Here is a 22,054-nt window from a genome sequence, read left to right as displayed (position 1 = left end):
ATAAAGAGTGTTAAAAGGAAATTACTATGAAAAAAATAACACAAATTCTTTCTACTGCAGCTTTTTTGAGTTTTATTCATTTGGGACATTCGCAAATTTCAATTAGCGGTGATTTGCCCCAGAGCTATACCCAAAATTTTGACAGTTTTGGTACTAACAGTGTGAATTGGACCAATAATAGTACCCTAACGGGTTGGTTTTATCAAATTTCTACTAATGGTGGAGGTAATATTGAAGCTTTTCAATTGTTTGCTACGGATGGGTCAGTGACTCCAACGGCATTTACTTATAATTTTGGTTCTGCTAACTCGTCAGATCGTGCCATGGGTAGTATTTCTGGATTATTTGCCGGTGTTGTGGTTTTAGAGCATTTTTACGGCGCTCAGTTCATTAACAATAGCAGTGAAGCGGTAAATCAAGTGAGTATTTCCTATGCGGGAGAACAGTGGGAGGATAACACGCTATTTCCTCATACGCTTCAATTTTTATATCGCGTGGGGGGAACCGATTTTATAGCTGATGTTAGTAATGTGGGTTGGACTTCTCAAGATGCATTGGATTTTACTACATTACAGAACTTTGGCTCGGGCGCGCTGGATGGTAATAATCCGGCTAATCGTGTTGTGCTAACCTCTTCGATTGGCGGCTTGAATATCCCTCCGGGAGAAAGTTTTTGGATTCGTTGGTCGGATTTAGATGATTTATTCACTACCAATCAAGGTGTGGGAATTGATGATGTATCGGTGACTTTCAACAAACCTGCTTTGAGTGGCGTAACGATTGAGCTTAAGAGGCCTAAAGTGGGTAAAAAGTTGAAGTTCAAAGGGCAAAAAGGTTTTAAAGTTAAAGGTTTTATTTTTTCGGAAAGCAACACAGTTACCAAAGCATCGTATGCGGCATTTGGTGGGACAAACAGCCCGACTAACTTGACCTTTATTGATGCGGGTAAATTTAAGGCAGCCAAAGGTAAGTTGGCTAAGAAAAAGAATGTTAAAAATATTTTCCAAAGCACCAAGACAACAAAAGCTGGTGTTGGTATTGCTTCGGGAGCTAGTCCTGTGACGTTGCTTGTCAAAATAACAGGTGGCGCACATAATAATGAAGTTATTTTTACCAACGTATTCACTGATGTTAAGGTGAAATAATAAATTTTTAGCTAACAATTCCTGAGGCCGACCATTTAAATGGTCGGCTTTTGTTTTTTTTAACCTTTTTTGTATTGTGTGATTTTTAATTTCTGTTATTAAAGGCTGCTTAACAAAGGAAATTATTATGAAAAGAATAACACAAACTCTTTCTATTATAGCTTTTTTGAGTTTTATTTATTTGGGACGCTCGCAAATCTTAATTAGTGGTGACTTGCCGCAGACTTATACTCAAAATTTTGATGGTCTAGGAACAACCAATGTGAATTGGTCTAATAATTTAACTTTACCCGGTTGGTTTTACAATGTTGGGATTAATGGAACGAATGATTTTCCTATTTCAGGACTATCCACTAATGATGGGGCCACTGCATTGTTTGCTGGTTTTTTTAACCTTGGTAGCAATAACTCACCAGATAGAGCTTTAGGGAGTAGTGCTGGCCTTATCTTTGTTTTTTTAACAGAAGACTACTATGGCGCTATATTTAGCAATGACTCTAGTAATACTATTACAAAGGTTGATCTTTCTTATAAAGGTGAGCAATGGAGAGATAGTACAAATCTGATCCAATCTTTGCAATTCTTTTATCGCGTGGGAGGAGGGACTAATTTCATAGCAGATCCTGTCCATGTAGGTTGGACTCCGGCTCCTAAATTCAATTTTGTTTCTCCTAAGAATTCAGGAATTGGTCAGCTTGATGGAAACGATCCAGCTAATCAAAAAATCATACAAAATTCTATTGAAGGGTTAAACATTCCCCCAGGAGAAAGTTTTGCCATTCGCTGGTTTGATGTTGATGACGCTGGTTTTAATGTTGAAGATCATCTTCTAGGGATAGACGATGTCGCTATCACTTTCAGCGCGCCGTTGCCAGGAGTTGCAGTGGATCTCAAGAAGCCCAAGAAAGATAAAAGGCTTAAATTTCAAGGCGCTAAGGGCTTTAATCTCAAAGGGTTTGTGTCATCAGATATCAATCCTGTGACTAAAGTTTTTTATAAGGCTTTTGGAGGGACTAATGAACCGACCAATTTAGTTTTTACAACGGCCGGAAAATTTAAAGTCGCTAAAGGTAAGTTAGCGAAGAAAGGGGTTGATTTTACTTTCCAAAGCACCAAGGACACCCGAGCAGGTGTTGGTATTGCTGCTGGAGCTTCTCCTGTGACATTGATTATCAAAGTGGAAGGAACAGTAAGCAACACGCCTGGCTTTGCCTTTTTCACCAATGTTTTTAATGAAGTGACAGTAAAATAGTTGACCCTTTGAGCTATTTAAAAATCCGATCAGTTTAGCTCGATCGGATTTTTTTATTTTCTCAATACAATAAAAACCATTTGCGCTCTAAGCTAAAATTAGGCATATAAATAAAGTTGTAACTGAGACCCTATCGTCTAGAGGCCTAGGACACCGCCCTTTCACGGCAGTAACACGGGTTCGAATCCCGTTAGGGTCGTTCTTTTAATTCCATGCCCAATCTTGACGAACTCTTTGAAGCTGCCAACAGTGAACTGGCTATTGGCGAGTTGGAAAAAGCGGTGGAGCTTTATCAGCAATGCGTCGATCAAGATCCGAAATTTGTGGATGGTTGGCATGCGCTGGGTATGGCGCTTATGAAATTAGGGCGTTATGAGGAAGCGATTCAAGCTGGCAAAAATGCTACGGAACTTAATCCTAACGATCAAATTCTTTGGACCAGCCTTTCCCTAGCCTATGTTCGGAACAACCAAATTGCCGAAGCCGAAGCCGCAGGCGCCAAAGCTAAAATCCTTTCCTGGGGCGGCAAGATTAAAACCGATTAAAAAGTTACAGAACTTGCCATGAGCCATTATTTCAAAGCACTCTTTTTTCTCGCATGGATGGGACTTTATTTTCGGGGGAATGCCCAGATTTTAATTACGAATTTGGCCGAACCTTACACCCAAAATTTTGATAGTCTTGGTAATCGCGATGTGAATCCTTGGATCAATAACAAAACTTTGCCGGGTTGGTATTATGTAATGGCTGAAAATCGTGCCAAAACCAAAACACCGCGCTTTATTGCAGCTTCCGATGGATCGTTGGCTACACCTTTTCCCTACCATTTTGGTAAAAGGGATTCTTCAGATCGAGCATTAGGTAGTATTGCGGGAAATGTTTTGGGTGATCAAGAAGAGCATTTTTTTGGTGTTTATTTTATCAATCGTACTTCAAAAACTATTACTTCTGTTACCATTTCTTACACAGGCGAACAATGGCGCGATAACGACACGCAAAAAACTTTTCTTCAATGTTATTATCGGGTTGGCAGTGAAGACTTTACAGCCGATACCGAAAATATGGGATGGTCTTATGGTTATGATTACCTAGGTTTTACGGGTCCGCAATCCGTTAAAGGTGGGTCAATCGATGGTAACGATCCTGCTAATCAAGTGAGCGTTTACTATCAAATCCAAAACCTTAAAATTCCGCCAGGTGAAAGCTTTTGGATTCGTTGGTTCGATCGTGATGATGAGGGCATCAACGATCACGGATTGGCTATTGATGATTTGACGGTTTCGTTTAGCGAAATGCGCATTTCTGACCATTAAACTCAACTTTTTACTTTTCAACTTGATCTTTTACCTTTTAGGGATAAATTTGCGATCATGGAAGAAAATGAGCAAAATCAAAAACAAGAATCTGCGTTTTCTTTCGGAGTTGCCGATCAATTTAAAGAAAAAACGAATCAAGATTTAACTTTTTTTGAGCAAAAATTTAAGCTTACGCAGGATTTAAATCCTAATTTGCCTTCTAATGAGCAACTGCGACGTCAAGGAATTGACGAAGCCTTTAAGGGGCGTTTACCTTTTGAGAGCTATGACTATTGGGATAAAAGGTTAAAGGATGGAAAAGATCAGACTCCTCCTAAATCTGAATTTAAAAATCCTTTGTCATTCGAAGTGGGTGATGGTGTTAAGGTAGAGCCTATCGTTAAACCTGAACTTACTGGAGGTAAGCCCGGAATCAAAGAATTAGGTGTAAAGGGAAAATTTGATTGGGGGCAAATTGAAGCTAAAGGCGAATTCAAAAATAGTGAATTCCAAAAAGCTAGCGTCACAGTTTCAGGAGGATTTTAATTTATGGAAGAAGAAAAACAGCAGTCAGGCGCTCAAGGGTTAGATTTAACTTATCATCCCAAAGATAATAGTCCGTTTGAAAAGTCCATTGCAGAAATTCTTAATGGATCTTCTGGACCGAAGCCTGGTGTGCCAACTACAGAAGCCGAATTTCGACAAGCTTTTATGCAACCGCAGCCTGATAATCCCCTCCAAGCCAATGCTGTGAATAACATGAAAGGAATTTCGGACGCATTTCAAACTTCCCAACAAAATAAATTTAAAAATCCATTATCTTTTAAAGTAGGAAAAGATGCAGAAATTGAGCCTATCATTAAGCCGGGCTTGAATCACGGTAAACCTGAGATTAAAGAATTGGGTGTGAGAGGAAAGTTTAATTGGGGCCAAGTTGATCCGCAAATCAGTGTGTCTGGCCAATTTAAAGAAGGACATTTACAACAAGCAGGAATTAAGATTTCGGGCAGTTTTTAATTTTTAGATGTAAAAACTTTATGGGAGAAGAGCAACAGAGCGAGCAATCGATTGATATTATTGAGCCAGATGAATCAATAGCCGAAGATGAACTGGCTGAAAATGTGGAAATTGAAAATCCCGTTGAGCCTGATCTCGCCAACTCTAAAGCTGTTGATTCAGATGTGTCGGATATTCAAAATTCGTTGGATCAAATTTCGCCCTTAATGCCCTCACCAATGCCTGCTCAACCTATGGTTACCTTACCAGGTCAAAATATTCAACCTTTGGGACCATCTCCATCTCTCATAGAGTTGGATGACGAAACAAAAAAACTTATAGAGCTTACTCCTGAGGAACGCGCCATTCTCGAGAGAGAGCAGCAAGAGGCTCGAGAAGCATTAAACGCTTCTTCAGATCATGATACTGAAGAGCCTGATAACGCTGAGGAGCCCGACACTCCAGAGAAAACTGAAACCACATCACTAGAACCAGCAACTACCGAAGAACGTCTTGGAAAATGGGAGGTTATAAAAACTGAAAATGGAAATGGAAAAGTTACAGCGATGGTTGGAAATGATATAGACCCAAAAAATTCTGAAGCACTAAATTTAGGTAATTGGGATTTAAATATTCCTGGAATGAAAGTTGAAGCCAGAAGCAATGGCCAAAAAAACGACATGACATTGATTTGGGAAAAGGCTGCTTTGCCAACTACATCGAATACGCCTCCTTCACCAGCAAAGATAACTAAACCTGAATGTGTCGTGCAAGAAACAGATAAAACTTCCAAAATAAGTTGTGTTTTCCCAAAACCCGATCAAAATTTAGATAATATTAAATTAGGTCATAATCATCTATTAGTAGATATTAAAAATGAGATGGGGGGACGAACACGCATGGACATTATTTGGGATAAAGCGGCATCACCTAGCAATCAGCAATCACCCGCTCAGCCTAATGTTGTGCCAACTGTTCATTAATCTTTGGTTCGTCAATATATTGAATAAAGATTTATTACCCATAATATAAAAATTATTAATAAAACATAATAAATTGCAATTTTAAGAACTTGTGTTTTATTTTAAAATTATGACTAAAGAAAAAGACGATCCAAAAAATAAAGCTCAACATGCGACTAGGGCCTTTGGACAAATTTCTTCTCAAAATTCTCGATACCAGTTTGTTGATAAAAATTTTAGGCAAATTTCAAATTTACAAGTCACTAGTCCTACTTTTGAACCAGGCATAGAACGTTACGTTGCCTATGTCGATGGACAATATAAAGATGCATATTTTGTAAATTATGATCCCGAACAACGAATTATGCCAGATGAAATTCGCAGAAGAATAGCTTTGGGTCAGATGAAATATGTTATTGAGGAAAAAGGTTTTACGAAGGATGAAAAAGGTAATTACTATGACAAGCAAGGTTATTTAATTGTTGCACAAAAAGATATTATAAAAATAGGCGAACAATTTTATTATATTAACCCAAAAGATAAAAAATTAAACCCTAAAAAAGTAGAAACTGATTCCACTACGGGACTTATCACTGCCGATGGAGAAATTTATGAAGCCAAAGGCGATTATATTTACGATTTTTGGGATCGAAACAAAGTTTATAATCAAGATGGCCAACCTCTTCATCCTCTTAAAAATCCGTTTATTCATGAACATTTTCCGATAAAAAAATGGGGCAGTGCTAAAGAATTAACCTATATTTCTTTTCCTTCAGATTTATCTATGGAAGTCACGCAATCTGAAAGAGCTTTTTATATTCAGTTTACGGAAGAAAATTGGCCAGATAACGTAAAAATACGCAAGCATTTCCTAACGAGCTATGATCCCGTGACTCATGAGCCTATGGATGTGGTTGAAATCGAATTTCGTCGTGTGGAAGATGGGAAAAATCCAGCAACATTTCGCTCAGAGCCTTTAATTTTCAACGCGTTAAAAGATACAACCGCAAATCGCGTTGTCAGTGATCAGATTAAGGCTTTTCCAGGAAGCGAGCTTCAAATTACCTACCCAACAATTAGTGGTAGTATGGAAAGAGTTTCAATGGGCAAAGTTTCTTCACGAGGAGTAGTTGAAATTGATATCGTTATTTATAAAGACGGTAATGAAAAAGCAAACTTAGAGGCGGCTAAAGCTCAAATAGCGGTTCTTAAAGAAGATTCGGCTGCTGCAGGTATTGAAGTTAGAGTTGTCACAAAATTAATTGATAAGACAGGCGATCTGGAGTTTGCTAACCCAGAAACTTTAGCAATCCATGCTCGAAAACAGTTTTCTAATCCTAAGGGTATTACCATGATTATGGGGGCAGGAAATCATGAAAAATATTTTACAACGAAGGGAAACGATTTTCCCAAAAATGCTGGCAATGGTTTTTTTGTTTCAGATACTAACGATAAAAATGCCGCATCGGCTTTAACATTTCATATTTTAGAAATTGCTTCTGGAGATAAAACACCGGATGCTTCTATAGAATTTGATGCATCCAAGAGTCCAGCGCAACTTCAGGTCATTCATCATCCACTTATGGAAAATCCTCAAATAGCAGAATCGATTAGGACGCCAGCGTCTCAACCGGTTCTGGTTCCTTAATAATACAAATAATAAGAGTTAGTTTTAAGTTTCAGTTTGTTGACGTCCGCTGCTTGATAGTGTGTTAAGCATGCTGGCTAATATAATCAAACCTCCTCCTAAGTAACCTATGAAATTCAACTTTTCCCCCAAATAAATGGCGGCAATCATCGCGCCCCAGAGTGGTTCCAAAATAAAGATAAAAGCGACTGAAATGGGAGAAAGATATTTTTGTAGCAGAGTCGAAACAATTACGGGGAATAAAGTCGTTAAAAGACCCACATAGCCAATGACATAAAAATCTTTAGGAAGATCGGGATGAAAATGTGACCAATCACTAAAGAAAAAAGCGGTAATTCCGCAAAGAAAGCAAAGAGTAATTAATTCAATGCCAATGAGAGGCCATAGTGTTTGGGTAAAGCCACGGGTGTCGTAATCGATTCGAAAAATATAGCAGGCATAAAAAAAGGGTGCCAGAAGAGCGATCAAATCGCCGCGCCATTGTCCATGAAAACTGGAATGGCTTATAATCAATAAAATCGTTCCCAAAAGCGAAAGGGTTCCTGCAACCCAAGTCATCGGAGAAATATAACTTTTTCGCATCAACCATGCCATAAGGGTAACAAGAATGCCATTAATCGAAGGGAAAAAAGCGGTGTTGGTTGCAGTAGTGTGAGTTAATGCAATCGCTGCAGTGAGAAGATTAAGATAAAGAAGAAAACCTAAAACAATGCCACTTTTCCAGAGTTCATAAAAAAGTTTTTTACGATGCCATATTAAAACACCCATGGCAAAAGGCAAAGTCATGCTGGTTTCCAGAAAGGCAAAAATGATGGGGTCGATTCGTTCTAGGGCTTCCTTGGTTACGGAATAAAAAGTGCCCCAAAGAAATGTGACCAGAAAAAAGCAGAAGCCTGCCACCATTTTCATGCAGGAAAAGAATCTCGACAACTGTAATAAACTGTCAATGACGAAAAAAGTTGTGACGATTAAAAAAAAATAGCGTAATTTGGAAAAGAATGAAACTCAGCTTTTTAGGCACAGCTTCTGGACATCCTTCTTCTTCCCGCCAGCATACTGCGGTGTTGGTTAAGAGCGAGTTGGGCACGTTGCTTTTGGATTGTGGCGCTGAAGTGAATCGGTTTTTGAAACAACAAGGATTATCTGCAGATATTGTGGATGGAGTATGGTTGAGTCATGCACATAGTGATCATGTGGGCAATTTCAGTCATTGGATTCAAGCGCTTTGGTTGCAAAAACGTAAACGCGAACTCGCCATTTATGCGTCATCTGGGTTGGTAAAGATTTTGAAAAAAGAATTGGAAAATCGTTTATTATTTTCTGAATTATTGGGCTTTTCTTTGCAATGGCATGAGATTGTAGAAGGAGAAATTTTAGCCTGTCGATCATTGCGATTAAAAGGTTTTGCTACCACCCATCTGGATCGATTGCGCGAAAGATTTTTACGAGATTATCCTGAGGTTTGTTTTGATTGTTATGGCGTTACTTTTGAGAGTGAAGGGAAGCGACTGGCTTATTCCGCGGATATGGCTAAACCCGAAGATTTGGAAAAAATTTGGAGTCAACCGGTGGATGGATTGATTTGTGAGATGGCCCATTTTTCACCTGAGTCTTTGTTCGAATATTTAGCTGCCAAGCCTCTTAAAAAAGTGTGGTTGATTCATCATGGCGATAATTGGGCTGAACAAGAAGATCAGTTGCAAGATTTAGCCCAAAAAAGTCGATTAACTGCTGAAGTGAAACTTGCTCGGGAGGGGCAGAGTGTTACTATTTAAAAATATGCCCTCCTTTGATATTGTTTCAGAAGTCGATGCTCAAGAAGTGGACAATGCTTTAAATCAAGCGCGTAAGGAAATTGCAACCCGATTTGATTTTAAAAATTCCTTATGTGAAATTCTTACAGAGAAAGAAAAAATTAAATTACGCGCCGATAACGCGACGTTGATGCGAAGCTTACAAGAAATTGTGATTAATAAATTAGCACGTCGCAATGTTCCCTTGCAAAATATTGATCGTGGCGAAGTGCAAATCTCTTCTACGGGTCATGCGGCTATGGAATTGACCGTGAAACGCGGCATTGAACATGAAAAAGCTAAAGAAATTAATCAAGCTATTCGCGACTCCAAATTAAAAGTGACGACTCAACAGCAAGAAAAGAAGATTCGTGTGACAGGAAAATCGCGTGATGAATTACAATCCGTGATTGCTTTGGTGCGATCCAAAGATTTTGGTGTGGCGTTATCGTTTGAAAATTTCAGGAATTAGCTGGTGGCTTGGGTTAAAAGCTGTGCCACTTCCGTTTGCACTTCAAAGAGGTGATCGAGCTGCAGTTGAGGATCAATAATAAGAAATGTTTCTCCAGTGGTAGCATGCTCGTAAACCAAAACTTTTTTGTCGTTTTCCTGAATTTTTTCGATTTGTTTGAGAATGCGTTTGCGTTCCAGCATGGCGGCTAAAATATAACGAGTGTTTAAAGTTGTTGGCTCATCTTTTTTTACGAGATTGCGCAATAGAGACTCTGCATCATTCTTTTTAAGCGTCTCTTCCTGAACTGGTGCGGGGGGTTTAAAAGCTGTTTTCCAAAAGCAAAGCGGTTTGAAATCGGGAGCATGTTCGATCCAGGTTTTTTCGCTAAAATCGCGTCGCTGAAAAACTTGACCCACTCGTTCCAAAATGGAATAAACCATTTCGCCTTCAGCAAAAGGTTGCTGAGTAAGAGAGCACTCCGAATTCGGAGCTTGGATCATCCATTCTCGAGTTAACATAATCTTTTCCTTTCTTTAAAAGAAGTTGATTTTTAGGCAATGGAAAAGAAGCTTGCCAAATGAGAAGGTCTTGCCAAGAGTCAGATCATTGCATTATGAGTCAAAAAATTGCTTTGCTGTTTTCTGGACAGGGCGCGCAAAAGGTGGGCATGGGCGCGGACTTGATGGATCAACCGATTTGTCGCGAGATTTTTGAAGAGGCGAATCGAATTTTGGGTTATGAATTGACTGAAGTTTGTTTCCAAGGACCAGAAACTAAACTCACCGAAACGCGTTATTGTCAGCCCGCACTATATGTTCATGGCTTGGCTTGTTGGGCGGCGCTTCGGTCGAAAGTCGAGATAACTCCAAGTTTTGCTGCGGGATTATCTTTGGGTGAATTTACTGCGCATGCGGCTGCGGGCAGTTTTAGTTTTTCGGAAGGGTTGAAATTAGTTTCTATTCGCGGTGCGGCGATGCAAAAAGCGTGTGAACAAAGTGCAGGAGGCATGGTTTCTTTAATTGGAGCGACTTCGGAACAAGCTCAGGAGATGGCTAAAAAATCGGATGTGGATGTTGCGAATTATAATTGTCCCGGCCAAATTGTTTTATCTGGATTAAGTTCGAATTTGGAAGTTGTTCCAGCTTTAGCCAAGGAAATGGGGATTAAACGAGCATTACCCTTAAAAGTAGCGGGCGCTTACCACTCTCGTTTGATGAAACCGGCTCGTGAAGAATTAGCCCAAGCTTTGGCGGGTGTGTCTTGGGAAGAGCTACAGTTTCCTGTGGTAGCGAACTACACCGCACAATCGGTTTCCGATTCTCAAGCGATTGCCTCGTTGCTCTTAGAACAAGTGACAGGAAGCGTGCGTTGGGAGGAAAGCATTCGCTATTTGAAAGCACAAGGGGTGTCTCATTTTATTGAATTGGGGCCTGGTGAGGTCATAGCAGGATTGTTAAAGCGCATTGATCCCGAGCTTCAAATCACTAGCATTTCGGATGCCGTGTCGCTTGAAAAAGGAATCGTTTGGGTAAAAGAAAATGTAGAAAAATTGGAAAAAGTTTAGGAGAAATCATGAGATTAGCAGGAAAGACAGCGATTGTAACCGGAGCGGGACGAGGTATTGGCGCGGCGATTGCGAAAATTTTTGCTCAAGAAGGGGCAGATGTCGCTTGTGTGAGTCGCACGTTGGCCAATGCTGAAAAATCGGCGGATGAAATTCGCGCTCTAGGACGCAAAGCGATTGCTTATGGGGTGGATATTGCAAATCTGGCGGAGTCGGAAGCGGTGATTGAAAAGATTCTTAAAGATTTTCCTAAGGTGGATATTTTGGTTAATAATGCAGGAGTTACACGAGATAAGCTTTTGATGCGAATGAGTGAGGAGGATTGGGACACCGTGCTTAATACTAATCTTAAAGGCGCTTTTTATTGGACCCGCGCGATTAGTCAGGTTATGGCAAAGCAACGTTCCGGTCGATTGATTCATATTTCATCCGTGATTGCTTTGCGAGGAAATGCTGGGCAGGCAAATTACGCCGCATCCAAAGCGGGTTTGATTGGTTTTTCGAAATCGGTGGCTCGCGAATTTGCGGGACGCAGCATTACGTGTAATGTAATTGCGCCTGGCTTTATTGTGAGCGATATGACAGATGCCTTACCCGAAGGGATTCGCAATAAAATTAAGGAAACCATTCCGCTTGGATTTTTCGGAGAGCCAAAAGACATCGCAGAAGCGGCGCTTTATTTGGCTTCCGAAGCAGGTCGATATGTGACGGGCCAGGTGTTAACGGTGGATGGTGGCATGGTGATGTAAAAACTTTTTTTAAAAAAAATGAAAAAAACGATTGCCAAATCCATTGAAAAGACGCAATAACCCGCTAAGTAAAAACTAGGAGATAACTATGGCAGATAAGACACTCGAAGAAAGAGTTAAAGAAATTATTGTAGAACAGCTTGGCGTGAATGCTGAGCAGGTCGTTCCCGAAGCGAAGTTCATTGAGGATTTGGGCGCGGATTCTTTGGACACTGTTGAATTAGTAATGGCGTTCGAAGAAGAGTTTGGCGTGGAAGTTCCCGATGAAGACGCTGAAAAATTGCAAACCGTAGGTAATGTGGTTGATTATTTGCGAGATAAAGCTGAAAAATAATTACCCTTAGTAATTCTAAATTTTAACCCTTTATCCGTTAGGCTCTCATCATGAGCGGAAGACGTGTTGTTGTGACGGGACTTGGTGCGGTAACGCCTTTGGGCAATACCGTGCCTGAGTTTTGGTCTGCATTAGCTCAAGGTAAAAGTGGGATTGATAAAATCCAGGCTTTTGATGTTTCTGCTTATGATTGTCAAATCGCTGGTGAGATAAAAGGATTTAATCCTGTTACTGCTTTTAAAAATCCTAAAGAGGTCAAGCGCACCGATCGCTACACGCAAGTGGCGATGGCCGCGGCCAAAGAAGCGGTGCAAGAAGCAGGTTTGCTAAGCGGCAATTTAAATTTGGATCGCATCGGTGTTTTGGTAGGCTCTGGTATTGGTGGCTTAGGAACTTTAGAGGCTCAGCATACCGTGCTTATGCAAAAGGGGCCTGGCCGATTATCGCCTTTTTTGATACCGATGCTTATTAGTAACATCGCTTCCGGATTGATCTCCATGGAATACGGATTTCGCGGTCCTAATTTTGCCGTTGTCACGGCCTGCGCAACTTCGGGTCAGTCAGTCGGTGAAGCATGGCGTGTGATTCGAGATGATGATGCGGATGTGATTGTAGCAGGTGGCAGCGAATCCACCATTTGTCCCATGGCGGTAGGCGGATTTGGTGCGATGCGCGCATTAAGCACTCGCAATGATGAGCCGCAACGAGCTTCGCGACCTTTTGATAAAGCGCGCGATGGTTTTGTCATGGCTGAGGGAGCAGGGGTAATGGTTTTAGAAGAGTTAGAACATGCCAAACGGCGTGGAGCAAAAATTTATGGTGAAATTATTGGTTATGGGCAAAGCGCTGATGCCCACCATATGACAGCTCCTTCGCCAGAAGGTGCGGGCGCGGCGTTAGCCATGCAAAATGCTTTGAAACGCGCTCAGATTAATCCCGAAGCAGTGGATTATATTAATGCTCATGGCACATCGACGCCGCAAGGCGATGTTTGTGAAACCATGGCAGTCAAAAAAGTATTTGGCGCCCATGCAAAAAAAGTGATGGTGTCTTCTACTAAATCGATGACAGGTCATCTTTTGGGTGCTGCAGGAGCAGTAGAGTTAGCGATTTGCGTTAAAGCGATTGAAACAGGAATCATTCCTCCTACAATTAATTTGGATGATCCCGATCCTGAATGCGATTTGGATTATGTGCCACACAAAGCTAGAGAGGCTAAAATCGATGTGGCGATGAGCAATTCGTTTGGATTTGGCGGTCATAATTGTTCGTTGATTGTTAAACGTTACGCTTAAAATTAAAAATTCGCTTGTTTCTCAATTAAAAGCGCGCAAAATAAATAATCATTCGCGGGCGTAACTCAGTTGGTAGAGTGCAACCTTGCCAAGGTTGATGTCGCGAGTTCGAATCTCGTCGCCCGCTCCAATTTATCAATTTAATTTGTTTATCCATGCTCACGCTTTCTCAAGTTTCTAAGTCTTTTGGCGCGCGCACTCTGTTTGAAGAGGTTTCTTTGACAGTAAATGATGGGGATCGCTTTGCGTTAGTGGGCGCAAATGGCGCTGGGAAATCCACACTTTTTTCTATTATTCTACAAAATCAAGAGCCTGACTCGGGGTCCGTTATTTTAGATCGTGATGCTAATTTGGGTTACCTTCCGCAAGAAACTGCAGTGGCGACGGATGAAACGGTTTTAGAACTCGCCACGGCTATTACACCAGAGCATGGCCGTTTGCGGAGAATTTTAAATGAAGGCGATCGCACGGGACAGACTGACACAGAGGTGTATCATGATGCACAGGGTGCTTACGCCGAAATAGGCGGATTTCAACTAGATCCTAAAGCTAAACGTATTTTGAAAGGCTTGGCCTTTCGGGAGAGTGATTTTAATCGGCTTGCGCGCACAATGAGCGGAGGGTGGGTGATGAGGGCGCATTTGGCTCGTTTATTAGTGATGGAACCAAGTTTGCTTATGCTCGATGAACCAACTAACCATCTCGATCTTGAATCGCTCGGTTGGTTTCAAAACTATCTTCAAACTTATCCCGGCGCTATTCTTATGATTTCGCATGATCGCGCTTTTATTAATGCTTTGGTGGATGGCATTCTTGAACTGCGAAATCGCAAACTAAATAAATATCGCGGGAACTACGACGATTACTTAACCGAACGCGCCGCGCGCGAAGCCCAACAGCTAGCGGCTTATAAAAATCAACAAGACGAAATTCAGCGTTTACAAGAATTTGCCGATCGGTTTCGCGCTAAAGCCAGCAAAGCCTCTCAAGCTCAAAGCAAACTCAAACAAATTGAGCGGATGGAAAAAATTGAAGCACCTGAATCAGCCGATAGACGCGTCAAAATCAAATTTCCACAGCCTACACGTAGTGGTCAACATGTTATTACTTTGGAAAATATTCATTTTGCTTACGATGATTTAAAAGTTTATCAAGGCATTCATTTTGAGGCGGAACGCGGTCAACGCACTGTATTTGTCGGTCCAAATGGAGCAGGCAAATCGACTTTACTCAAAATTTTAGGTGGTCAACTGACGCCTCAACAAGGCACACGCAAATTAGGACACAACACTCATGTTGGTTATTTTTCACAAAATCGCGTTGAAATGTTGAATCCTAAAAAAACGGTTTTGGAAGAAGTGATGAGCATTCCTCATCCTGTGCCCGAAGTTCAAGCTCGCACGGTGCTCGGGTCTTTTCTCTTTTCCGGTGATGATGTTTATAAAAAAACTAGCGTGTTATCGGGTGGAGAAAAATCGCGTCTTGCTTTGGTGAAACTTTTGTTGAATCCACCCAATCTTTTATTGATGGATGAACCGACCACCCATTTAGATATGTCGAGTATTGATGCTTTAATCGACGCTCTTCATCAGTTTCAAGGCACGCTACTCTTTATCAGCCACGATGTTCATTTTATTCGCTCCATCGCTAAAACTGTCCTTCATATCAGCGCGGGCGTGCCCACTTTTTACACGGGTAATTACGATTATTTTTTAGAAAAAACCAACGCTATTTCAGAGCGTCATGCCCTAGTCGCAGGCGAAAGATTGAGTGATGAACGTCCTTCTGAAGCGCTTGAAGAAACCAGACCCAAAACCTCTATTTTCAAAACCAAAGAACAAAAGCGTCAAGAAGCCCAAGAACGACAAGCTCGCGCTACCAAAAAGAAAAAAGCGCAAGCCGATTTTACGCGCTTAGAACAAGAAATCGCCCAGCACGAAATTCGGCAAAAAGAAATCACCGCCCTTTTAGAGAAATCTGAAACTTACGCCGATAAAAACGAGTTCATGAAACTCAATCGTGAACTGGTTGCGATAACCGAAAAATTAGAAACACTTCATCAGCAGTGGAATGAAGCGGTTGCTTTTAACGCGCAGTTTGAACCTTGATTGGAAAAATATAATGATTTCTTGCTCTATTCTTTTTAATGGCTCTGCAGAGTCCGAAAGACAATTTTTTGCAAGCCTCAATATTAATATTCGAGATGTGCTTTTTTGGGGAGGCAGGTATTCGTTTCTTGAAGCTCGGCGCAATGGTGCTTTGGCTGGAACTGTTTCGGGAGATTTTATGAAATCGATGGATTTATATTTATTTGATATTGATGAAACCACCTTATTTCAACGTTTAGCAGAAGCTGCAATGGAGAATGTTCGAATCGCCATGCCTGATGAAGAAAGTAAACAACCCTGGAATTATTTACTTTGGGAAAACGGAATCATGAAACGCATTCGCATAATTGAAGACGATGATAGGTTTTTGATTTCAGCTTACCTTTAGTAGGTGAAAATAGATTCGTTGCTAATTTGGCTATTTGATTAATAGTAAGGCGAGATCATCAGATAAACGATGACGCCGGTGATGCTGACGTAGAGCCAAAGGGGCATGGTCCAGTGAGCGATGGCGCGATGTTTTTGAACTTGGTTGTGAATGCCGCGAAAGAAGGTAACGAGAGCAAGAGGGACAATCACCATGGCGAGAAAGACATGGGTAATGAGAATAAAGTAGTAAAGGGCTGCCATGATACCCGTACCGCCGTAGCGAGTGGTTTCCGCTAAAAAATGGTAGACTAAATAAGTGATGAGGAAAAGTGCGGTGGTGATGAAAGCGCTGATGATAAAGTAGAAGTGAAGTCGGACTTGTTTTTTTAGGATAGCAAATAAAGCAGCGAGTAAAAAAACGGTGGTGAAGCTATTAAGGATAGCATTAATTTTAGGAAGAATTCGAAGATCAAAGCCAATCTTTCCTTGATAACCTTCAGTAAAGAAGAGGTAGGCTACTGCACCATTAATAATTAAAGTGAGAAGAATTACCCAACGTCCGTAAGTTGGAACCGGTTTAACATTTTCCATCATAGTTTAACTATATTTGAAATCATTTTTAAAATCCAATCTCTTTGCAAAATTTAGTGGAATGAGAAAAAAATGACTATTTTTTTCTAGGTAAAAAAATGTTGCCGATGATCGCGCCTTTTTGCTTTTCGAAAATTACAAAAATGATAGAAAAGGGGCCTGTATTGATGACGCTGTCTTCGTACGAGGGAGCATTTTTATAGAGCACGACAGTTTCGGGTGTGTTGGGTGTTTTTTGTCGGTAAATGCCTGCGGCAAGAAAATCAGATGTTTTTAGTGAAAGATCGGTTACTTTTTGTTCGAAATTAACGGTTAAAACTCCTTCTGTGTCGCCGCCTACATCACCGGAATAGGTGCCATTATATTTTTTTCGATCGTTTTCTTTCCATAATTTAAAATCTTTTGCCGGGACGAGATCCGTTGCCACAAGGACTTCCGAAGGAATGGGAGATTGAGGAGGATCGGCCAAAGCACTAAGGGTTAGGCCAAGTAAACAAAATAGAAATGTTTTCATGGTTTTAAAAATTGTTATTTTATCTCAAGGGTAGTAATACATTGGCGCCACCTTGAGAAACCACAACGCTTTGAGGCGACTGGCCGTTCCAGCGTTTGGCAATTTCTAGATCAACAACGCGAGGGCTATTTGCTAATGCTTCGCCTTTGATACGAACGGCTTCGGCCTCAGCTTTGGCGTTAACAATGGTAATTTCAGCATCACGTTGCGCTTTTTGAAGTTCGTAAACTTTGGCGAGCGCTTGTTGTTCGGTGACTTGTTTTAATTCGATGGCACGTTCTAATTCATCAGTAAGATCAATGTTAGTAATGGGAACATCTCTCACGTCGACCAATCCGGCCAATTCTTGTTGTAATTTGATTAAGGCGGTTTGCTTTATTTTTTCACGATTTTTTACGACATCTTCTGCGCGAAATTGTGCCGTGACTTGTTTGATGGCTTCTTGCAACCGAGGTTCCACCAGTGTGTGATAAGGATCGCCCGCGAATTGTTGGTAGAGTTCTACGACTTTACTTTCAGGCAAGCGATAAAGAACTGAGTAAGCAATGTTAACCGTTTGCAAATCGGAAGAAAAACAGCTTGTTGTTCCGCTCACAGTAAGTTGTTGAATGGGCACCTTGATAATCGTTTCAACAAACGGTCGTTTAAAAGTAAATCCCTCAGGTAGAGCGCTAGGATTCACTTTACCTAAAATAACCGAAACCCCGCGATGGCCTGGAGGAATAATTGCCCAACAACCTAATAAAAAGCCAAGAGCCGCTAGCAATACAATAATTGAAAAAATAGTAATTATAATAAATTTAGCACTGCTATTTTGATTTTGAGTGTATTCCATAAATTTTCCTTTTGATTGATCATCGACTTATTACCGTTATTGATGTGATTAGTCACGCGTGTTTAACAAAAAAAGCGCGTTCAACTAACGCGCCTTTATTTTTTAAGCTTAATGATTTAAAAGTAATTATGGCACTAAAACGGTAAACCGAGCAAATTGATCTTCGCCATCGATTCGTGCTTGTACGAAGATTCGCATAAGGCCAGATTTTTTGGGGGTGAAGTAAAAACTCAATTCACCCGTTTTCTCCAAATCTTTGATGGGCTCAATACCTATCGGATGGGTATGCACAACGGTTTGATAGTCCTCATGAAAAGCTACAATATGAGCATACTCATCCATAACGGCTTCTAGGTCGTTAACGACTTCATTTTTATCATTCGTAATTTTTATTTTGCCCAAAACTGATTCATTAACTTTAAGATTTTTGCCTAAAGTAAGAGCAAATGTAAGACCGTCTGTTTTGCTTAAATAGTTAGAATCACGATCGGTAATGAGTTCACCTCGGCTTTCTGCGGGTAAATCAATCATCAAAAACTTTTGCTCCCTCTTCTCCAAAAGCGAGGTGTCGATCCACACACGATAAGGGCCTGGTTTTTTAGGTGTAAAACTAAATTGGTATTCACCGGGATTTTTGGTGGGAATAAGCTGCTTATGATGGTAATCCGTTAAACTAGGATCTACTGTTAAGATAGGGATTTTTTGATTTTCAAATCTTTTTAAATCGTCAACCGAAATCGGAGAACCATCTCTTTGTTTAAACTGAATAAGGATTTCGGCCTCGTCATCGACTTTCAGAGCTCCCTCCAAAGATTGGGCAGCTACCGCAAAATCAGACGGTACTGTCGTTACTTCAGAAACCACCACTCGTGCCACATGACCATTCGTGTCATGGAGAAAACCTTTGGGATATTTTATTTCAACCGATTTTAAAGCTTTTTTTAGCTCTTCGTATTCGCGTTTGGTGGGTTCCACCAAATTTTCATCCGCAGCTTTTTGCAAATTAATTGCGGCTTTTTCAACATCATTCCACGCTTCTTCCAAATTTTCACCTTGTTCTTCTGTAAATTGAGCGCTGTTCGTGCGAACATATTCTATTCCAGAGCTGATTTTTTTATGTAAATCTTTAATGGGAGTGAAATTGGTGGAAGTGATAAAATCTCCAATTTCATCCGCAGCATTTTGTATGGATTGCCAAGCTTCGTAGATCGCAGGATATATTATCACTCGATTGGTAGATGTGGCTGAAGAATCGGGTTTTTCGTGCTCCTCGGGATTGCCTAAAACGAAGTAAGGCGTGAATAAAAACATGAACAAAGACAAACTGACAACAGTTAGGGAGATTTTCATAGAATTTTTCCTAGAGTTATTCATAATTGATGATGTTTTGTTTCTTTTTTCTCAACATGCATCAAATCGCTTTAAACGCAAACTGTTGGCAATAACCGACACGCTACTGAGCGCCATGGCAGCGCTGGCAAACATAGGGTTAAGCAATAATCCAAAATTTGGATAAAGCACGCCTGCTGCGAGTGGAATACCAAGAGCATTATAAAGAAAAGCAAAGATTAGATTTTGTCGGATATTGTGCATGGTGGCTCGACTAAGCGCAATGGATTGGGCAATTCCTCTTAAATCACCTTTTACCAAAGTAATTCCCGCGCTTTCAATAGCCACGTCAGTTCCACTGCCCATGGCAATTCCGACATCGGCTGCGGCGAGTGCTGGGGCATCATTCACGCCATCGCCGGCCATCGCGACCCGATTTCCTTTCACTTTTAAAGTTAATATTTTTTCGTTTTTGTCTTTAGGGCTCACCTCCGCCATCACTTCATCAATGCCAAGCTGATCTGCAATATGCTTGGCTGTTTTAGGATTATCACCGGTGAGCATCACGATTTTTAATTTTTGTTTATGCAATACTGCGATTGCTTCTGCGGTTGTTTTCTTCAGAGGATCGGAAAGCGCAATAAATCCTGTCACTTTGCTGTCGGCGGCCACAAAAATAACTGTGTTTCCTTGTTGACGTAATTGATCGGTTTCTGATTCGAAATCGGAAGGGAGTGTAATATTTTGCTGTTTCAGAAACGAAACCTGACCAATTAATATTTTTTTTCCTAAAACTGTTCCAGTCACACCTCCTCCGGTAATGGATTCAAATTGTTCTACCGTTGTAAGTTCTAAATTTCGTTCTTTGGCTTCTCGAACTATTGCTGCAGCCAGAGGGTGTTCGCTTCGAGATTCTACAGAAGCTGTCCATTTTAAAAATTCATTTTCATTAATGCTCGGAATTGAATGGACTTTTGTCACTCTGGGTTTTCCTTCTGTCAGGGTTCCTGTTTTATCTACAACTAGCACTTTGACTTTTTCAAGTGTTTCTAAAGCTTCGGCATTTTTAATCAAAATTCCCATTTGGGCGCCTCGACCGACTCCCACCATAATTGACATCGGGGTGGCCAAACCCAAAGCGCAGGGGCAAGCAATAATAAGCACGGCAACTGCATTGATTAGCCCATAGACAAAACGTGGTTCAGGTCCCCAATTGAACCAAACTAAAAAAGTGATCAAAGCCACGACAACCACCGCAGGCACAAACCAACTTGAAACAATATCGGCTAAACGTTGAATAGGCGCACGACTGCGTTGTGCTTTAGCTACCATCTCCACAATTTGGGCTAATAGCGTTTCTTCACCTACGCGTTCTGCGCGCATGACAAAACTCCCCGTGCCATTTACTGTTCCACCTGTTACACGACTTTCCGTTTCTTTTGCCACAGGAATAGGCTCGCCCGTAATCATGGATTCATCGACTGCACTTTTTCCTTCTTCAACGACTCCATCAACCGGAATTTTATCGCCTGGCTTGATTCGCAACAGATCGCCTTTGACGATTTTATCCAAAGGAACTTCTTCTTCTTCTTGCCCATTTCGAATTCGTCGCGCAGTTTTGGGCGCTAAATTAAGCAGCGCTCTGATGGCTGCACTGGTTCCAGCACGAGCTTTTAATTCTAGCACTTGGCCTAGTAATACTAAAACTGTAATGACAGCCGCAGCTTCAAAATAAACACTTAATATTCCGTGATGTTTAAAAGACGGCGGAAATAAATTTGGGAAAAAAAGTGCTATTATACTATAAAGATAAGCCGCTCCGACGCCTAACGTGATTAGAGTAAACATATTTAAGCGGCGATGAAGGAGGGACTGCCAGGCGCGAACAAAAAAAGGCCAGCCCGCCCATAAAACAACGGGTGTGCTTAGAAGAAATTGAATCCAAATTGAAAGAGTCGGATTAAGATTTCGAATGAAGGGCAATTTTTCTCCCATTGTCAATAGAAGAACAGGTAAAGTAAGTAGCCCAGCCATCCCAAATCTTTTTTGCATAGTTTGCAGTTCATGATTTTTTTCCTCGGTTTCGACCGAAGCGGAAACCGGTTCTAAAGCCATTCCGCATATTGGGCAAGAACCTGGGTGTGCTTGCCGAATTTCAGTATGCATGGGGCAAGTCCAGATTTGTCGCCCAGAAGTTGGTTGAAACTTTGGTTTTTCTCCATGGGAATGACAACAGCTATGTTCTGAAGAATGGGAGTGCATTAGTTAATAATGAGTTGTGGCACTAACCTTTGCTAGCCAAGCTTTTTTAAAACTGTTTGATGTAGATCGTATTGTTATTTCTTTGATTCTTTAATCGGAACTAACTTTTTACAAGTGGTCGGATTCAGCGTGCCATCAGGACACACAATCATAGGTTGAACTTCTCTTTTTCCTGGTTTGCGTTTTAAAACAACGCCGCACTCTTCCATATCCCAACTTGATCTGGCCTCTCTAATTTTTACGCGTCCTTTTGAATCGGCATTGCGTAAGGTTGTGACCATGTATCGCTTTTTCATGGGACAATAAACAGCGATTTTATCGCCTTTTCGTAGTGTTTTAAAATCCTCAACATCTTTGAGAGGAACAGTTTTCCATTGGGTAGTGTCTAAGCGATAACCTTTACTTGTTTTGACTCTTTCGGCGTTACTTGCATTAATTGTAATGATTCCCGATGTTAGGGTTAAAACGAGAAAAAATTTGATGATGCTTAACTTCATATGAGTGCTTTCTAGATTAAGTTTCATTAAAAATAAGAATTAACAATTTTAGATTCTTTATT

Annotated in this window: 24 protein-coding genes and 2 tRNA genes; 18 read left to right on the top strand and 8 right to left on the bottom strand. The window is 40.9% G+C overall.

Annotated features, from left to right (window positions below):
* Nucleotides 1-26: 26 nt before the first annotated feature.
* From K1X66_08300 to K1X66_08260, 9 genes are all read left to right on the top strand, one after another.
* Nucleotides 27-1,145 carry a hypothetical protein gene (locus tag K1X66_08300; protein ID MBX7158368.1) on the top strand — a complete coding sequence of 373 codons (1,119 nt, stop codon included), beginning with the start codon at nucleotides 27-29 and terminating at the stop codon, nucleotides 1,143-1,145.
* A gap of 127 nt (nucleotides 1,146-1,272) precedes the next feature.
* The gene (locus K1X66_08295; protein MBX7158367.1) at nucleotides 1,273-2,397 is read left to right on the top strand and encodes a hypothetical protein; all 1,125 of its coding nucleotides are present in this window, start codon (nucleotides 1,273-1,275) and stop codon (nucleotides 2,395-2,397) included.
* A gap of 126 nt (nucleotides 2,398-2,523) precedes the next feature.
* Nucleotides 2,524-2,596 (top strand) — tRNA-Glu (locus K1X66_08290).
* A 13-nt stretch (nucleotides 2,597-2,609) separates the two neighbouring features.
* Entirely contained in the window at nucleotides 2,610-2,942 is a 333-nt protein-coding gene (locus tag K1X66_08285; protein ID MBX7158366.1) for a tetratricopeptide repeat protein, read from the top strand.
* Nucleotides 2,943-2,960: 18 nt separating this feature from the next.
* Complete coding sequence (locus K1X66_08280) at nucleotides 2,961-3,710, top strand: hypothetical protein (GenBank protein MBX7158365.1); 750 nt, start codon at nucleotides 2,961-2,963, stop codon at nucleotides 3,708-3,710.
* A 57-nt stretch (nucleotides 3,711-3,767) separates the two neighbouring features.
* Nucleotides 3,768-4,238: a hypothetical protein gene (locus tag K1X66_08275; GenBank protein MBX7158364.1), complete on the top strand. Its 471-nt coding sequence runs from the start codon at nucleotides 3,768-3,770 to the stop codon at nucleotides 4,236-4,238.
* Nucleotides 4,239-4,241: 3 nt separating this feature from the next.
* On the top strand, nucleotides 4,242-4,709 hold the full coding sequence (locus K1X66_08270; protein MBX7158363.1) for a hypothetical protein: 468 nt from the start codon (nucleotides 4,242-4,244) through the stop codon (nucleotides 4,707-4,709).
* 20 nt (nucleotides 4,710-4,729) lie between these two features.
* Nucleotides 4,730-5,671 carry a hypothetical protein gene (locus K1X66_08265; GenBank protein ID MBX7158362.1) on the top strand — a complete coding sequence of 314 codons (942 nt, stop codon included), beginning with the start codon at nucleotides 4,730-4,732 and terminating at the stop codon, nucleotides 5,669-5,671.
* A gap of 109 nt (nucleotides 5,672-5,780) precedes the next feature.
* Complete coding sequence (locus K1X66_08260; GenBank protein ID MBX7158361.1) at nucleotides 5,781-7,298, top strand: hypothetical protein; 1,518 nt, start codon at nucleotides 5,781-5,783, stop codon at nucleotides 7,296-7,298.
* A gap of 24 nt (nucleotides 7,299-7,322) precedes the next feature.
* On the opposite strand, the gene K1X66_08255 is transcribed toward K1X66_08260, so the two are convergent.
* On the bottom strand, nucleotides 7,323-8,207 hold the full coding sequence (locus K1X66_08255; GenBank protein ID MBX7158360.1) for a DMT family transporter: 885 nt from the start codon (nucleotides 8,205-8,207) through the stop codon (nucleotides 7,323-7,325).
* A gap of 89 nt (nucleotides 8,208-8,296) precedes the next feature.
* On the opposite strand from K1X66_08255, the gene K1X66_08250 reads away from it, so the two are divergent.
* On the top strand, nucleotides 8,297-9,073 hold the full coding sequence (locus tag K1X66_08250; GenBank protein ID MBX7158359.1) for an MBL fold metallo-hydrolase: 777 nt from the start codon (nucleotides 8,297-8,299) through the stop codon (nucleotides 9,071-9,073).
* A gap of 4 nt (nucleotides 9,074-9,077) precedes the next feature.
* Nucleotides 9,078-9,563 (top strand): YajQ family cyclic di-GMP-binding protein, encoded by a 486-nt coding sequence (locus K1X66_08245; GenBank protein ID MBX7158358.1) that lies wholly within the window; start codon nucleotides 9,078-9,080, stop codon nucleotides 9,561-9,563.
* On the opposite strand, the gene K1X66_08240 is transcribed toward K1X66_08245, so the two are convergent.
* Nucleotides 9,560-10,063 carry a hypothetical protein gene (locus K1X66_08240; GenBank protein ID MBX7158357.1) on the bottom strand — a complete coding sequence of 168 codons (504 nt, stop codon included), beginning with the start codon at nucleotides 10,061-10,063 and terminating at the stop codon, nucleotides 9,560-9,562. The genes K1X66_08245 and K1X66_08240 overlap by 4 nt on opposite strands.
* Before the next feature lie 95 nt (nucleotides 10,064-10,158).
* Here K1X66_08240 and fabD point away from each other — a divergent pair, with 95 nt between their 5' ends.
* The 7 genes from fabD to K1X66_08205 all read left to right on the top strand — a co-directional run bounded on the left by fabD (nucleotide 10,159) and on the right by K1X66_08205 (nucleotide 15,983).
* The gene (gene fabD, locus K1X66_08235; protein ID MBX7158356.1) at nucleotides 10,159-11,109 is read left to right on the top strand and encodes an ACP S-malonyltransferase; all 951 of its coding nucleotides are present in this window, start codon (nucleotides 10,159-10,161) and stop codon (nucleotides 11,107-11,109) included.
* 8 nt (nucleotides 11,110-11,117) lie between these two features.
* A complete protein-coding gene (gene fabG, locus K1X66_08230) occupies nucleotides 11,118-11,858 on the top strand; it encodes a 3-oxoacyl-[acyl-carrier-protein] reductase (protein MBX7158355.1) in 741 nt (246 codons plus the stop codon).
* A gap of 88 nt (nucleotides 11,859-11,946) precedes the next feature.
* Nucleotides 11,947-12,192, top strand: a complete 246-nt coding sequence (locus K1X66_08225; protein ID MBX7158354.1) for an acyl carrier protein — start codon at nucleotides 11,947-11,949, stop codon at nucleotides 12,190-12,192.
* A 50-nt stretch (nucleotides 12,193-12,242) separates the two neighbouring features.
* Nucleotides 12,243-13,487 (top strand): beta-ketoacyl-ACP synthase II, encoded by a 1,245-nt coding sequence (gene fabF, locus K1X66_08220; GenBank protein MBX7158353.1) that lies wholly within the window; start codon nucleotides 12,243-12,245, stop codon nucleotides 13,485-13,487.
* Nucleotides 13,488-13,541: 54 nt separating this feature from the next.
* Nucleotides 13,542-13,617: transfer RNA gene (locus K1X66_08215), tRNA-Gly, on the top strand.
* A 25-nt stretch (nucleotides 13,618-13,642) separates the two neighbouring features.
* The gene (locus K1X66_08210) at nucleotides 13,643-15,595 is read left to right on the top strand and encodes an ABC-F family ATP-binding cassette domain-containing protein (GenBank protein MBX7158352.1); all 1,953 of its coding nucleotides are present in this window, start codon (nucleotides 13,643-13,645) and stop codon (nucleotides 15,593-15,595) included.
* Nucleotides 15,596-15,608: 13 nt separating this feature from the next.
* Complete coding sequence (locus K1X66_08205) at nucleotides 15,609-15,983, top strand: hypothetical protein (GenBank protein MBX7158351.1); 375 nt, start codon at nucleotides 15,609-15,611, stop codon at nucleotides 15,981-15,983.
* A gap of 38 nt (nucleotides 15,984-16,021) precedes the next feature.
* Here the strand turns inward: K1X66_08205 and K1X66_08200 are convergent, their stop codons facing one another.
* The 6 genes from K1X66_08200 to K1X66_08175 all read right to left on the bottom strand — a co-directional run bounded on the left by K1X66_08200 (nucleotide 16,022) and on the right by K1X66_08175 (nucleotide 21,992).
* Nucleotides 16,022-16,555, bottom strand: coding sequence for a DUF420 domain-containing protein (locus tag K1X66_08200; GenBank protein MBX7158350.1), 534 nt, complete (start codon nucleotides 16,553-16,555; stop codon nucleotides 16,022-16,024).
* 76 nt (nucleotides 16,556-16,631) lie between these two features.
* Nucleotides 16,632-17,069 (bottom strand): hypothetical protein, encoded by a 438-nt coding sequence (locus tag K1X66_08195; protein ID MBX7158349.1) that lies wholly within the window; start codon nucleotides 17,067-17,069, stop codon nucleotides 16,632-16,634.
* Nucleotides 17,070-17,088: 19 nt separating this feature from the next.
* Nucleotides 17,089-17,904, bottom strand: a complete 816-nt coding sequence (locus K1X66_08190; GenBank protein ID MBX7158348.1) for a prohibitin family protein — start codon at nucleotides 17,902-17,904, stop codon at nucleotides 17,089-17,091.
* Nucleotides 17,905-18,030: 126 nt separating this feature from the next.
* Nucleotides 18,031-19,254 carry a hypothetical protein gene (locus K1X66_08185; protein MBX7158347.1) on the bottom strand — a complete coding sequence of 408 codons (1,224 nt, stop codon included), beginning with the start codon at nucleotides 19,252-19,254 and terminating at the stop codon, nucleotides 18,031-18,033.
* A gap of 51 nt (nucleotides 19,255-19,305) precedes the next feature.
* The gene (locus K1X66_08180) at nucleotides 19,306-21,495 is read right to left on the bottom strand and encodes a copper-translocating P-type ATPase (GenBank protein MBX7158346.1); all 2,190 of its coding nucleotides are present in this window, start codon (nucleotides 21,493-21,495) and stop codon (nucleotides 19,306-19,308) included.
* A gap of 74 nt (nucleotides 21,496-21,569) precedes the next feature.
* On the bottom strand, nucleotides 21,570-21,992 hold the full coding sequence (locus tag K1X66_08175) for a hypothetical protein (GenBank protein ID MBX7158345.1): 423 nt from the start codon (nucleotides 21,990-21,992) through the stop codon (nucleotides 21,570-21,572).
* Nucleotides 21,993-22,054: the final 62 nt, after the last annotated feature.

The organism is Verrucomicrobiia bacterium (genome assembly GCA_019694135.1).
GTDB lineage: Bacteria > Verrucomicrobiota > Verrucomicrobiia > JADLBR01 > JAIBCM01 > JAIBCM01.
Note: the sequence above shows the minus strand (reverse complement) of the source record. Positions and strands in the feature narration are given on the sequence as shown.